The following is a 14,538-nucleotide window of genomic DNA, read 5'->3' on the forward strand; positions in this document are numbered from 1 at the left end:
ATCGACACAATAATGACGTTGACTATAGCAAAACCATTACCGAACTACTGCTTTGCCGCAGTTGCCACTGCCGCGTTCCGGCAATGTGATAGGGCGGCCGGACATCACTCCGGCCAGTGCGCACTGAGATGAGATCCTGGCGGGCATACATTCTTCCCGGACTCATTTTCCAGTCGGTGATCATCGGTGGCGGTTACGCCACCGGCCGCGAGTTGGTGGAGTTCTTCATTCCATCGGGCCCCGTGGGCGGGCTGCTGGGCATCCTGGTTGCCGGTGCCGCATTCAGCATTGTAATGTCGGCCGCCTATGAGTTCGCACGTGTTACCCGCTCCTTTGACTACCGCAGCTTCTGCAAGCACCTGCTGGGGCCCGCCTGGATCCTGTATGAAGTCGCCTATGTTGCACTGGTCATTCTGATACTGGCGGTTGTCGGCTCGGCAGCCGGGGAGCTGGTGCTCACCCTGTTGGGAGTTCCGGCGACCGTCGGCACAGTGGTCATGATGGTCCTGGTGGGCTTGCTGACCTTCCTCGGTTCAGCGGTCATCCAGAGGGCGCTGGCATTCTGGTCGGTATTGCTCTACCTGGTCTATCTGGCGTTGTTCATCATCACTTTCATCGACTACGGAGATGCCATCCAGACCACACTCGCCGCCGACGCAGGGGGCGATAGCTGGTTGCTCAATGGCGTCCGGTACGCGGGCTACAACATCAACCTGCCGGCAGTACTGTTCTGCATGGCGCTGCTCACCAGCAGGCGGCAGGCGGTCGGTGCCGGTATGATTACCGGCGCAATTGCCGTGATACCGGCCTTCATGTTCTATCTTGCGATGATGTCCCAGTACCCGCAAATTGCCGAGCAACCGGTGCCCGCACTCTATTTGATGGCGCAGCTGGACACTCCGTGGCTGCAGTTGCTGTTCCAACTGGTGGTGTTCGGCACCTTCGTCGAGACAGGCACCGGCCTGCTTCACTCCATCAATGAGCGCATCGACGTACAGGCCCGGGAAAGCGGTCACACGCTGCCACGCCTTGCCCGGCCACTGATTGCGGGCGGTCTGCTGCTGGTATCTGTTTACGGCGCCACCGAAATCGGCATCGTCGACCTCATCGCCCACGGTTATGGCTTCCTGACCTATGTCTTCATTGCCGTCCTCATCGTGCCATTACTTACCATGGGTCTGTGGAAAATACACCGTCTCTCTCTCCAAGGAAACTGACATGCAAACGATCTCACTGCGGACGCCCTACCTGATTTTCGTGGGCGATGAATCCCGCAAGAATTATGTCAAGACCGGCGCCGGCCTGGTCGACTGGCGGCCTGAACTGTGCGTCGGTCAGTTCCGGCTCACCGCTGATACCGCCGATCTGGGATTGCCAGACATGAGCATTGCCGAAGCCGTCGAAGCCGGAGTGGGGTCGCTGGTCATCGGCACCGCGGCAGTGGGAGGCGAGATGCCCGCCCACTGGCAGACATCACTGGCTGCTGCCGCTGCAGCGGGACTCGATATTGTCGCCGGCCTTCACAGCCATCTGGGTGACAGTGCAGAGCTTGCTGCCGCCGCGGCGAACGGCGGAGCCCGGCTGGTGGACGTCAGGGTGCCTCCGGCAAAGCTGCCAGTGGGAAGCGGCAAGAAACGCGGGGGATTGCGGCTGCTGACCGTCGGTACTGACTGTGCCCTGGGCAAGAAGTACACGGCGCTGCAACTGGAAAAGGACATGCGTGCGGCCGGTATGAACGCGGACTTTCGCGCCTCCGGACAGACCGGCATCATGATTGCCGGTGAGGGCATTGCCCTGGATGCCGTAGTATCCGACTTCCTGACCGGTGCCGCCGAACTGCTTTCCCCGGACAACAGTCCGGCTCACTGGGATGTCATCGAGGGCCAGGGTGGCCTGTTTCATCCCGCCTATGCACCGGTCAGCCACGGCCTGCTGCTCGGCTCACAGCCGGATGCTTTCATTGTCTGCCATGAAGCGGGACGCGAACACATATCGGGCTGGGAGCATTATCGGGTGCCAAGCATCGGGGAAGTGATCAGCGGCACCATCCGGACCGGTTCGCTGACAAACCCGGATATCCGCTGTGCCGGCATCAGTGTGAACACCTCGACCCTGCCTGCCAGTGAACGTGCGGCCTATCTTCGCGAGCTTGCCGCCCGCTATGATCTGCCCTGTGTCGACCCGCTGATAGACGGCACCGGCGCAATCGTTGATTACCTGCGCCAACTCCACGGCTGAGCGCAGCATGCTGGCCTGTATCACACATTGCTGCCCTGCCGCTGCCGCGATCCTGCCGGCATGTCTGCCGCGCTCATGATGATATCCCGGTAGCTGCCGCCCGCAGGGATCATCGGGTAGACATTCTCCTCCGCGGCCACTATCACATCCAGCAGATAAGGCTCTTCCGGGTCTGCCAGCATGCGCACGAAGGCGGCCTCCAGCTGGTCCGGCTCCGACACCCGTTCCGAGCGTACCCGGTAACCTGAGGCAAGCAGCGGAAAATCCGGGTAGATATCCCTGTCGCCGGCGGCCTTGACTGCCATCGGGTCGGACAGATCGGAGCCGGAACGGTGGCCCTCGTAGATCATGTCCTGCCACTGCCGCACCATCCCCAGCCACTGGTTGTTGATTACCACCACCTTGACCCCGATACCATAGCGGTGACAGGTGGCCAGCTCGTGGATGGTCATGTTGAGGGAGCCATCACCGTCGACATCGATGACCTGGCGCTGCGGGCAGGCGATCTTCGCGCCGATGGCGGCCGGCAGGCCATAGCCCATGGTGCCGAAGCCCGAGCTGCTCAGGAAGGAACGTGAATGGCGCGGCTGATAGTGCTGCATCGCCCACATCTGATGCTGGCCGACCCCAAGGCTGATGATGGCATCGCCCCCGGTCAACCTGTCAAGCAGGCTGATCGCAAACTGCGGACTGATCGCCTCGCCCTGTGGCACCGTGTAGGGAAACTGCTGCCGGAGGCCGCTCAGGTAGGTGAGCCAACCGCCGTGTTCACCGCACTCGGCCTGGGCGCAGAGCTGCTCCAGCGCCAGCCGGATATCGGCGCAGATGGGCAGGGTGACGGTCTTGTTCTTGTTCAGCTCGTCCCGGTCTATATCGATATGGATCACTTTGCCCTCGGCAATAAACGCATCCACCTTGCCGGTCACGCGGTCATCAAACCGCACGCCGGCGGCGATCACCAGGTCCGCCTCATTGACTGCCACATTGGCATATCTGGAACCGTGCATGCCCAGCGTATGCAGGGACAGCTCATGGCCGGGCGGAAAGGCGCCGTGGCCCATCAGCGTGGTGGTCACCGGGCACTGCAGCTTCTCCGCAAGCTGCAGCAACAGGTCCGCGCAATTGGCGGAAACAATGCCGCCGCCGGCGTATATCACCGGGCGCTGTGCCTCGCGGATCAGGCGGCAGGCCTCCTCCAGCTGGTTGCCGGACAGGCCCCCGATCGCCGCTTCAGGCGCTTCGACCACCGCCGGAATCCGCGGCGGCACATGGTTGCCCTCCGGATCGCGGGGATAGTGCTGCTGGATATCCTTGGGAATATCGATCAGGACCGGACCCGGCCTGTTGCCCGCCGCCAGCGCGAAAGCCTCGCGCACCACCTCCGGAATCTCGGTAACCTTGCCCACCAGATAGTTCTTCTTGGTGATGGGCCGGGTGATGCCGACGATATCCACTTCCTGAAATGCGTTTTTCCCCAACAGATGAGACGGCACATTGCCGGTAATCGCGACGATCGGGGTCGAATCACTGTTGGCATCGGCGATCCCCGTTACCAGATTGGTCGCACCGGGACCGGAGGTGGCCAGACAGACCCCAACCCTGCCGCTGGCTCGGGCATAACCCTGGGCCGCATGCACCGCGCCCTGCTCATGTTCGGTGCGGATGCAGCGGATACCGTATTCCCACAGGACGTCGAAAATTTCCAGATTGGCACCGCCCGGATAACCAAACAGCGTGTCCACTCCTTCTGCCTGCAGCGCCTTCGCCAGCAACTGCGCACCGCGCAGCGCACCCTGGCGCTGCGCGGGCAGGATGTCCTCCAGCGCGCCACCACTGACGGTGGCGGTGTTGGCGTAGGTGACGTTCTCTGAGCTCATGGGGTGGTGTCCGGCGTCGTTGGTGGAGCACACAATGTACTGCCTCCGGGCCTGAATTATTATCCAAATTTCCCCGTGGAAGCAACATTTATCGCATGCTTCATACCCTTAACACCCTATACCTGGAATGATTAATGCAGCCTTGCAAGTGGCCACCAGCCACTGAATCAGTCGGTTCGCCCGACCCTTCCAGCGCTACGACCAGAGCGGCTTAGAAACCAGACACCATACGTCAAAAGCGGCAGGACGAAGATATACAAGAAAATGTAGGCAACCCAACGGTAGCCATCGGCAACCAGCCCCACAAACCCTATTCGGTAGGCTATGAATAATGATACAGCCAATACAAGGGCAGTGACTGCGAGTCTGATGCCAGGCCTGAACTCTGTGCCCCGGTACTCACTCCAGGCATGCGACACGCGCTCGTTGAAGGAATTCACCACTGAAACACCGCTCTCAAAAAGGGCAACGAAAATCATGAACTGGAAGACCAGACGAAAAATCGGCTGATCAAGCTGTAACAACAGAAAATCCGATGGCAGAACTTCATTGCCAATCTCCGCGTAAAACACAGTCATGCAAAGAAAAAATAAAAGACCTGGTATCATTGCCATCGGGCCGGCGAGCACACCAGCCACAACCGCGTCGCGTCGCGACCTGAAGTGACGAGTCACCGGCAACACCAGGATGACGCCAATAATATTGTAGCCAGCGAAGGTCAGCCCACCTACAAACCAATTGGTTGTGGGCACGTTTGCCGACAGGCTGTCCACGATCCGGCTGGAACCAAATGTCGATATCGCCAGGATGAAAAACACAATGTAGGTGGCGTAGAGGAATATCGAAGTGTAGCGAAAAACGTTCTCAACCATAGTGTTGCCAAATGCTGTTACCAGCATAATACATCCCATCAGCAACAGGCTGCCTCCCAGCACTCCCCAATCAAACAGCGCTGTCCCAACAGAGCCTGCCGCAGCAACAAAAGCGGCAAGAAACAGGATCATTGCCAGGAAGAAGGCTGCATCGAATATCCACCAGCACGGGCCCAACAGACGCCGGGAAAATGTCCGGTAATCGCGGGCTTGCGTAACGTAGGCGAATAGAAAGGTCAGCGCACAAACAGTGCTCCATACAACAAGCGCGGTCCCGATGGCAAACAGTCCACCCAGCGGTCCACTGGGCAAAAAGAAGGTAGCCATTTCCCGGCCAGTCGCATATCCGCCACCTATAATAGCAGCCTTGAACACGAAGCCTGGTAGAATAAAACGACCGAACAGATCCCGATTACCCGATAGTATTGCCTGCCTTGCCATCACCAGCGTCCCGCTTTGTGTTGTTATGTTTTCAAGCGGATGGTGACTGCAGCGTCCGCTGCACATACCGCTCCACAACGTCTGCCAAAACCGTCAAAGGTACGGCACCAATGGAAATCGTGGCGGAATGAAAATCCCTGATATCGAATCTGGAGCCGAGACGCCGTTCTGCGTACGCGCGCAATCGCAACCACTCCACCTTTCCCACCATATAACTGCATGCCTGACCTGGCCACACACAGTACCGCTCAACCTCGTTGGTGGCCAAACCGGTAGGTAAACCACCCTGATCTGCCATCCACGCTATAGCTTGCTCCCTCCCCCAGCGCTTGGCGTGCAGTCCTGTATCGACCACCAGGCGACAAGCCCGAAGCATCGTCGTAAGAAGATAGCCAATCCGCCCAAGCGGATCATCCTCGTAAATGCCGAGTTCATCCGCGAGTTGCTCTGCGTACAACCCCCAACCTTCACCATAGCCTGCCGACCAAAGGATCTTTCGTATTGCCGGAAGAGAATGGATGTTCATCTGCGATGCCACCTGCAGGTGATGTCCGGGCAGCGCCTCGTGAAATATCGTGGTCGTGATCAGCCACAAAGGAGCGCTCGCCAAATCTCCCAGTTTGATGTAGAAGACTCCGGGGCCTTCACCAACAAAAGGCGGATCCTCGTAGTATGCCGCGGGCGCGCCGGCCTCAAGGAACGGCGGCACAGCGCGAATATCCAGCGGAGTCTCGGGAATATCATGAAAAAAACGCGGCATCCGCCGGGAAATCTCAGCTATTTTCTTCTCAATCGCGGCAAGGTACTGGCGCCTTCCCTGCTCCGTATCTGGCATTGCAAGTGTCGGATCCGACAGCAATGAATATATTCGCGCCGAGAGCGTTCCACTGCCCATCCCCAACTTGCCAAGGCTCTCATCCAGTTGCGCGCCGAGGTCAGCGACCATGTCGAGACCCATCTGGTGCAATGTCTCCGAATCAAGTCTCGTCGTGGTATGGTTGGCGAGGCTCACCTCATAGTACTTGTCTCCCCCGGGAAGACGCCACACACCGGCGTCTGCCTTGGCCCGTCCGGCCAGCGCCGTCAGAGCCTCGAGTTGCCTGGAGGCCGCCGGCATTATCGATTTATCCACAATGCGCTCTGCTTTGTTTAGATAATCACCGTCCAGACCCGAATCTGCCAGCTTCCTTCTCAAACCGGCAACCAGTATCGAGCTTGCGGGTTGCTCGGCAACAAAAGCCTGCATCTGTTCAATGCTGCGCGCCAGTACGAAGTCGGGAGGAATAACGCCTTGTGCCACGTCATGGCTCAAGCAGCCCAGTTCGTCTTCCAGCGCATTCGCAAACGCCTCAAGACGATTGAGGTACGCTTCAGCGTCATCCCGGGAAGCAATAGTGTGGCGCTCGTCGAGCTTACTTGGCACCGAATTCAGGGCGCCAGTAAGATGACTGATTACATAGGGTTTAGGCGACGTTGGCGAGCCATAGGAAAACTGACTGCCGACGGCTTCTTCGGACTTCAAAGCCGCAGTCACTGCCTCGAAATTAATGACATCTTCACTACTGAAGGCCGCAGTATCCAGTTGAGCAAGCTGCCGCAAATGTTGCTTCACCTGGCCCTTTTGGGCAGCCCTCCCCTCCAGGGAATAGTCATTGAGGCGGTGCTTTAAGCCACTGTTATCCCCCTTGTCCAGCCCTACATAAGTAGCAAGCTCAGGGAACATCTGCAATCGTTCCCGGAAGATGAGCTCAAGTACCCGGCCCAGATCGCTACTCTCACTTGGAGTACTCGCCCTGCCCATTGCCCCGGGAACAATTGCTGCTGCCAGCATGCCCGACAGAAAGTGCCGTCGGGACATGGACAGCCGCTCATATGATGAGGTCATTACTCTTGCTCTTCCGCAAAGAGTCTCACATCATTGACCAGATGCATCAACAGCTTGCCGGGGGCCTCCATCTGGATCATGTGGGCGGTATCTTTAAACAGGACAAATGTCTTTGCCGGTGCCTGCAATTTTTCAATCCACTCTCTGGCCACTGCTGTGACCGTGGCATAGTCGTGCTCGCCTGCCAATATAACGACAGGGCAATCTATGCGCTCAACATGACTGAAATCCATGCTCGCCAGCTCCGGCAGCAACTTCTGCAATGATATATTCGTAGCTTGTTCGACTGCCGTATCAGTCTTTGTATAATCCGGCGAAAGGAGCCCAAGCCGTTTTTCATAGGCCAGGTTTTCACGCCCCCAGGTCATGCCGCCGTAGTGAATAAGCCATTTGCGCTGTAAAAGGATATGCCTGACGTTCAGGGAACCATCGGGCGCAGGATAGGGCGCAATTGACTGTAGATCGGCAATCGCTGTGTCATTCTTATCGTCGATGGCAGCTTGCAGCGCAAACTCATATCCCAGACGTTCGTTCTCCCTTGCGTTGATCGCCTGCCCCATGCCGACATAGGCATACAGCCACTCGGGATGGCGACGGGCGATTTCGAGACCGATCACCGAACCCCACGAGTGGCCCAGCACAAAGATTTTGGACTTTCCGTAGCGCTGGCGAAGAAACGCTACAAGCTCTTCGCCATCCTGTACCATTCGCTCGATCGATATCGTCGGGGCAACCGTTTCCATGTCGTTCAGCGCGACCGATTTGCCCGAAGCCCTCTGATCCCACTGAACAACCGTGAAATAGTCCTCCCACGGCCTCTGATAAAACCAGCTCACCGGTGATTCCGGAAATGCAGGTCCTCCGTGAACGAATAGCAGAATTGGATTATCGCGATCTCGCCCCCGCACTGAGATCCATTGCCGGGTTCCACCCAGTGCAACCGGCATTGCCTCGTCGATCCCCGAGGGCAATGTCAGTTGCTGAGCATCGGCAATGATATCTCTGGCTTGCTGGAGCATTGCTGCCGCTTCGTCACCATCTGCCCTGACGGCTTGCGCGATCAGCACGAGAGAGCAGACCATGGCCACGAATACGCCCGCACGCTGGTAGACAGGGACAAATCGGCTATTACCGGACCGTTTCATGACGCGCTCCAAAGGTCAAAAGTGCTTGGAAAGACGAATGCCGATCGTCCGCGGCACGTTAACAGTGTACCTGTTGAACGTCACCGGCACTCCGTCGCGCAGTCCGCTGTTGCTCACAAAATCCAGCTCGGCGCGCTCGTCAGTCAGATTGTCGGCAAAAATCGCCGCAGACCAGGTGTCCAGGTCCAACCCTACTCTCAAACTGGAGATTGTGTAGGAGTCCAGAGTCTCTGGATCACTGGTCAGCGCAGCCTTTCTGTCACCGACATACTGAATATCTCCACGGACATACAACCAACCGAGATCCCCCAACTGCGTACCCAGCTCAGCATTGACAGAAGCACTCAATTGCGGCACGCCCGGGAGGCGCTCACCCGAATCCACGAAGCCGATGATGCCATCGCTCAAAGAACGTAAATCGGCATCTGTGTATGTGACCTGGCCTCCGAAGTGAAAATGCTCGTTGCTGCGGCCACTAAACTCCAGTTCCACACCCCTGCTGCGCGCTGAGCCTGCGTTCAGGACACCGTTGAATCCATCGCCACGATTGACGTTGAGTTGAATATCCTCCCATTCGATCCAGAAGATGGCAGCCGCCATTGTAAACCGGCCATCCTCCGATTGTTGTTTCAGGCCCAACTCATAGTTCCACAATGAATCGGAGTCAAAGGTATCGTCAACATCAACCGTACAGAGCGCACTGCAGGGAGGCAGCCCAGGGTTGACGCCACCTACCCGGAACCCCTTGGTGACCTGGGTATACAGCAGAGTGTATTCGCTTAACGCATAGGACAGATTGAACTTCGGCGTAACCGAGGTTTCTGTAAAATCACCGGCCACTACAGTCGGTATCCCTCCGGATACCGCCCCGTCAGTCATAGTGTCGACATCTCGCTTGGTCCGCGAAACCCTGCCGCCGACAGTGGCGATCAGGCCCTCCCGGATTTCATAGTTGACCTCGGTGAAACCTGCGAGCTGCTCAATGTCCGCAAGCGTTTCCGAATAGTACAGATTGAGGCCCGGAGTGGGTACCGACCCTGTCCCGAGAGGGTTGATTGTCTGCCGGAAATCGTCTTCCCGATCAAGATAGAAACCGCCCACCAGCCATTGCAAAGCGCCATCACCGTTCGACGTCAAACGCAACTCTTGCGATATGGTTTCTGCATCATAGTCCAGTTGCGACTCGCCGCGAGGCAGACCAAAACCCAGTTCCAGAAAATAGTCGATATCGTTTTCAAAATAGCGGCTACGATCAAAATAGGACGTTGAAGAAGTCAATGTCGCGAAATCCATATCCAGATTCAGCGTCAGGTTGACGGTGCCCAAGCGGTCTCGAAAGGGTTCAGGTGCACTCTGTAAAAGTACCAGCTCAGAAACGTTATCCGCGGCGCGAGTGTATGAACCGTACTTGCTCTTCTGGTAGATGGTGGTCAGCGTTGCATCCAGCTTGTCGTTGGGAATATACAGTGCCGCAATACGTGCTCCGCTCGTATGCTCGTCATCAATCTTCTCTTCACCGGTAAAGCCATTCTCAATGAATCCATCGTTGTGAATACCGTAGCCAACAACGCGTACTGCCAGGTCTTCGGAAACCGGTATGTTGATCACGCCGTTGATCGCTTCGTTTTCTCCACCGTGGCGAGTGGTACTCGCTTGAGCAGAAACGTTGCCGCTCAGCTCTCCCAGCACCGGCTTCTTCGTCAGGACACGCACCGTTCCGCCCAGCGACCCGCTGCCGTATACGGTACCCTGTGGCCCTCTTAGTACCTCGACGCGATCAATGTCATAGAGCCTTAGATCGGGCTGGGATGAACCCTCGCTAACAGGCACTTCATCAATGTACACACCAACCGTAGACTCCTTGCCCGTATCGACATCCACGCCGGTTGAAACTCCCCGCATGAAAATCTGCGAGCGGCCCGGGCCGTTATCTACAAATGCAACGCCGGCAATCCCCCGAGCGTAGTCAGCAAAGTTTACCGCCCCCTGCCTCTCCAGTGCATCTCCCCCCAGTGCCTGGATGCTGAGAGGCACGTCGGTCAATTTTTCTTCCCTGCGAGTCGCCGTTACGACGACCTCCTCGATCATGAAACTACTTGCCCCGGCATTCTCTTGTGCCGAGACCAGCGCGGACTGCCCAAGCAAAGCGCCCATTCCCGTCAACGCTATAAGCGAAACCTTGCGAAATTCGCCAGGCTGCCGGCTTTTATTCTCATTCGGTATAGTCATGCGATACCCCTTACGTTGAATTGTATAAATTTTTTCACCTGGCCATACCTACAATGCTGTCGCCTCGTGGGCCGCATTGTACGTACGCGCAATGATTGCTCTTGCAGTCCGCTCCGCCACCACCTCCGGAGCCAGACCCTCACGCTGCACATCCTCGAAAATACCTTGCAAGCGGGTGTAAATAGCCACCAATCGGTCGGCCAATGGCGGGAAGACTTTGTCTGAAGAGCCTTGCATACGGCAGATCTCGTTCAGACCGCTGATGACTCCACCTGCATTCATTACATAGTCGGGTGCGTACAGGATATTTCTGCTCATCAGCATTTGCCCCGCTTCAGCGCAGGCGAGCTGGTTGTTGGCTGCGCCTGCAACTGCCTTTGCCTGAATCTCGCAGGCAGTAGTCTGCGTAATCACGCCACCGAGGGCACAGGGCACATAGATATCCACATCTGCAGCGTGAATTCGGTCTGGGGATGCCACGGCAGCTCCGAACAGCTCTACTGCTTTTGTTACGACATCATGACGGACATCACAGACCGTAAGCCTGGCTCCCGCTTCATGGAGCTTTTCCGCGACCCGCCAGCCGACCGCCCCAAGTCCCTGAACCGCCACGCGCACACCGTCAAAACTTTCGCGCTGCAGGCTGTGCTCAAGCACTGCCTGCAGCCCATGCATTACACCAATGGCAGTATGCACTGAAGGATCGCCCGCTTCTCCCGTGACACTCGCCAGACTCTGGTTTACCTCGCCCACGATCCTGAGGTCTGAATTGGGCATTCCCACGTCTTCGCCTGTATAGAACTGGGGGCCGATACGGTTGAGAAAACGACCGTAGGCGTGGAGTAACGCCCTGCTCTTGATCTTGTCTGGATCACCGATAATGACGGCTTTGCCGCCACCAGTTGGCAGCCCTGCCAACGCACATTTGAATGACATCGCGCGAGACAACCTGAGCGCATCGTCGACTGCCAACTGCTCATTTGCATAGGCCTTGAAGCGCGTTCCACCTACAGCAGGACCCAATACTGAAGAGTGGATTGCCACGATAGCGCGCAGCCCCGTTTCCGGGTCGCTGATAAAATTAATGTGTTCGTGGTCATCGAACTCTCCGGAACTCCACACAGACATATCCATACCCTTCCAGACATCAGTCAAGGATGCATCTTGAATTGCACAAATGGAGAAGTAAAGAAATATTTTCTCTTAACAGATATTCATGGGAAAATCGGGAATCCCTTTGCCACAGGCAGGCCGCTTTCACCGCCATCCGGGCATCCTGAGCCAGCGATGAGGGTCGCCAATTGCTGTCCCGGGCCGGTATTTTCTTGATTTTCTTAAACGAAAAAGATTAGAATCGGATAGTCGCACTGCTTCCTCAACAAGGGGAGCCCATACAGCAGAATGCGAACTTCAACCCAATATCAGGGCTGGCCAATGAACAAAAAGACGCTTGAGAATCCGGGGAAGGACAGCTCAGGGGCTGCTATCAAGAAAATCCGGCAAGAACTCGGTCTGACACTGTCCCTGGTGAGTGCGCGTTCGGGAATTCCGGTGTCCACCCTTTCCAAAATAGAAAACGGCAAGAGCCCGCTCACGGTAGATCGTGTGGCTTGTATCGGCGTAGCACTGGATGTACATGTAACCGACGTTCTGGGCTTTGAAAGGAGTACGGACCCTTCAGGCACTCCGGGCCGCCGCAGCATTACGCGGCGCGGGGAGGAAAGTGTCGTGCCATCCCCCTACGGTGAGTACAGGTATCATTCCCACGATCTCCTTGAGAAACAGTTTATCCCGGTTGCCGCAACCATAAAGGCCCAGTCCCTTGCTGACTTTGGCGATTATCACCGCCACGATGGCGATGAGTTCGTCTACGTACTGGAGGGAGAACTCCTGCTTTATACGGACATTTATTCTCCCGTCCACCTTCGCAAGGACGAGTCCATATTCTTTGATAGCAGGATGGGACACGCCTATATAGCGAAAGGTTCCACTCCCTGCAAAATACTGATCATCTGCGCCAACGACGGGCAACCCCTCACCAGGACAACAATGCTGTCGACAGGAAGGCAACCCGGCAATACGACTTGACGAAAGTACATCGGCCAATTTGGTTGGAGGCAACTCTCCGGTGGTGTCTGCTGGCAACACCAAGTTTCCTCCTCGACGGGCTTCCGAAAAAAATAGACCGTATAATAAAGATACAATAAACCTTTATAAGGCTCGCAAATGCATTTCCGGGGCTGCCTCCCTAGGCTCTGAGAAGGCGCGACAATGCTGTCCGTTTTCAATGGAGCTGTAATATTTATGGGCATTCCCACAGAAACCAATTGGCAGTCGAACGCAGACAGCCTCGTCTTTAAAAATACCGCTTTCATCAATGGCGCTTATGTCACCCCCTCATCCGGTGACTTTTTTCGAATCATCAACCCCTATAAGCCCACTGGTGGCCGCGCCGTCCTGAATTGCCGTCAGCCCGAAATCGATCTGGCTGCCCGCTTGGCGCAAAGCGCATTCAACACAGGCATGATAGAACGGCTCGGGTCGAATAAGCCCAAGCAAATTCTCTATGATCTTGCCGACCGAATAAACAAGGACGCCCCCACTTTTGCTCTTTACGATAGCCTCGAAGTTGGTAAGCCGATTTCCTTTGCCTTGATGGAAGTGCAAATAGCCGTCGACATTTTGCGCTTTTGCGCCGAGGCGGGGGATAAATTATACGGCAGGACATCCACGACCATACCTGGAGCGTTCGCGTTCGAATTACTCGAACCCCGGGGCGTCGTAGCGGCAATCATTCCTTGGAATTTTCCGACGATCCAATGCGCGGCTAAAATTGGCGCGGCGATAGCGACAGGTAATGCTTGCATCCTGAAGCCATCGGAATTGGCCTTGAGTTCTGCGTTGAAAATGGCCGAAATGAGCGTCGCCAGCGGGTGGCCTGCAGAAGCGCTTAGCGTCGTGACGGGCGACGGCGAAACCGGCCGCTTGCTCGCCGGCAATCCTGCTGTAGATATGATCAGCTTCACTGGCTCGACCAAAACCGGCGCGGCGGTGATGGCGACGGCCGCCAGGTCCGGCTTGAAAAAAGTCGTGCTGGAATGCGGCGGAAAATCCCCCACCATCGTGATGGATGACGCCAAACATCTCGATCTCGAGGTCATAGCACAAACCATCGTGCAGGAAGTTATGTGGAACCAGGGACAGGTTTGCACGGCGAAAACGCGCCTTTTTGTTCATGCGGGGATTTTCGATGAATTGATGGATAAAATTGTCGCGGCCTGTCGGGCCTGGACCCCGGGCGATCCGCTCGACCCTGAAACCAATTTCGGCCCTCTGGTCAGTGCGGGCCAGCGCAGAATTGTCGAAGCTTATATCGAGAGCGGCCGAAATGCTGGAGCGGAGCAGCTTTATGGCAATGATGTTGTCCTACCTGACAGCGGAGAATTCGTCGCACCGACCGTATTCAGCACCCGCGACTCCTCGATTTCCATCGCCCGTGAAGAAATATTCGGGCCGGTTCTGACGGCACAGCCCTTCACCACCTCGGACGAAGCCATAACGCTCGCCAATGACAGCGATTATGGTTTATCGGCGACGCTTTGGACCACCGATTTTGCGACGGCGAATATCTGGGTCAAAGCCATAAAAGCGGGCATGGTTCGCGTCAACGGATCAAATAACTTGGCGGAAGAGCCGCTTTTCAGCCTTGCCGCCGAACCTTATAAACAGTCCGGCTTTGGCACCGACGGCGGACTTTCCGGCCTCGAAAATATGATGATCCGAAAATCCGCCTTTTTCTCCTTCGGGTAATTCAGGGCGACAATAGGACACCAACTCTCTCCTCTTGTCGC

Annotated in this window: 10 protein-coding genes; 4 read left to right on the forward strand and 6 right to left on the reverse strand. The window is 56.6% G+C overall.

The window, feature by feature from the left end; all coding sequences use genetic code 11:
- The first annotated feature begins 128 nt into the window (after positions 1–128).
- Together G3T16_RS03465 and G3T16_RS03470 are read left to right on the forward strand one after the other, a co-directional pair.
- Positions 129–1,217 carry a YkvI family membrane protein gene (locus G3T16_RS03465; RefSeq protein WP_163493844.1) on the forward strand — a complete coding sequence of 363 codons (1,089 nt, stop codon included), beginning with the start codon at positions 129–131 and terminating at the stop codon, positions 1,215–1,217.
- A 1-nt stretch (position 1,218) separates the two neighbouring features.
- Positions 1,219–2,238 carry a DUF1611 domain-containing protein gene (locus G3T16_RS03470; protein WP_163493845.1) on the forward strand — a complete coding sequence of 340 codons (1,020 nt, stop codon included), beginning with the start codon at positions 1,219–1,221 and terminating at the stop codon, positions 2,236–2,238.
- 20 nt (positions 2,239–2,258) lie between these two features.
- On the opposite strand, the gene ilvB is transcribed toward G3T16_RS03470, so the two are convergent.
- The 6 genes from ilvB to G3T16_RS03500 all read right to left on the reverse strand — a co-directional run bounded on the left by ilvB (position 2,259) and on the right by G3T16_RS03500 (position 11,842).
- A complete protein-coding gene (gene ilvB / locus G3T16_RS03475; RefSeq protein WP_163493846.1) occupies positions 2,259–4,115 on the reverse strand; it encodes a biosynthetic-type acetolactate synthase large subunit in 1,857 nt (618 codons plus the stop codon).
- A gap of 167 nt (positions 4,116–4,282) precedes the next feature.
- The gene (locus G3T16_RS03480) at positions 4,283–5,428 is read right to left on the reverse strand and encodes a YkvI family membrane protein (protein ID WP_163493847.1); all 1,146 of its coding nucleotides are present in this window, start codon (positions 5,426–5,428) and stop codon (positions 4,283–4,285) included.
- 31 nt (positions 5,429–5,459) lie between these two features.
- Complete coding sequence (locus G3T16_RS03485; protein ID WP_163493848.1) at positions 5,460–7,313, reverse strand: DUF885 domain-containing protein; 1,854 nt, start codon at positions 7,311–7,313, stop codon at positions 5,460–5,462.
- On the reverse strand, positions 7,313–8,458 hold the full coding sequence (locus G3T16_RS03490) for an alpha/beta fold hydrolase (protein ID WP_163493849.1): 1,146 nt from the start codon (positions 8,456–8,458) through the stop codon (positions 7,313–7,315). The genes G3T16_RS03485 and G3T16_RS03490 overlap by 1 nt, the downstream gene beginning before the upstream one ends.
- A 15-nt stretch (positions 8,459–8,473) precedes the next feature.
- Entirely contained in the window at positions 8,474–10,687 is a 2,214-nt protein-coding gene (locus tag G3T16_RS03495) for a TonB-dependent receptor (RefSeq protein WP_163493850.1), read from the reverse strand.
- A gap of 48 nt (positions 10,688–10,735) precedes the next feature.
- Positions 10,736–11,842, reverse strand: a complete 1,107-nt coding sequence (locus tag G3T16_RS03500) for a Glu/Leu/Phe/Val family dehydrogenase (protein WP_163493851.1) — start codon at positions 11,840–11,842, stop codon at positions 10,736–10,738.
- 279 nt (positions 11,843–12,121) lie between these two features.
- On the opposite strand from G3T16_RS03500, the gene G3T16_RS03505 reads away from it, so the two are divergent.
- Complete coding sequence (locus G3T16_RS03505; RefSeq protein ID WP_163493852.1) at positions 12,122–12,775, forward strand: helix-turn-helix domain-containing protein; 654 nt, start codon at positions 12,122–12,124, stop codon at positions 12,773–12,775.
- 183 nt (positions 12,776–12,958) lie between these two features.
- The gene (locus tag G3T16_RS03510; RefSeq protein ID WP_163493853.1) at positions 12,959–14,497 is read left to right on the forward strand and encodes an aldehyde dehydrogenase family protein; all 1,539 of its coding nucleotides are present in this window, start codon (positions 12,959–12,961) and stop codon (positions 14,495–14,497) included.
- Positions 14,498–14,538: the final 41 nt, after the last annotated feature.

This window comes from Kineobactrum salinum (assembly GCF_010669285.1).
Classification (GTDB): Bacteria; Pseudomonadota; Gammaproteobacteria; order Pseudomonadales; family Halieaceae; genus Kineobactrum; species Kineobactrum salinum.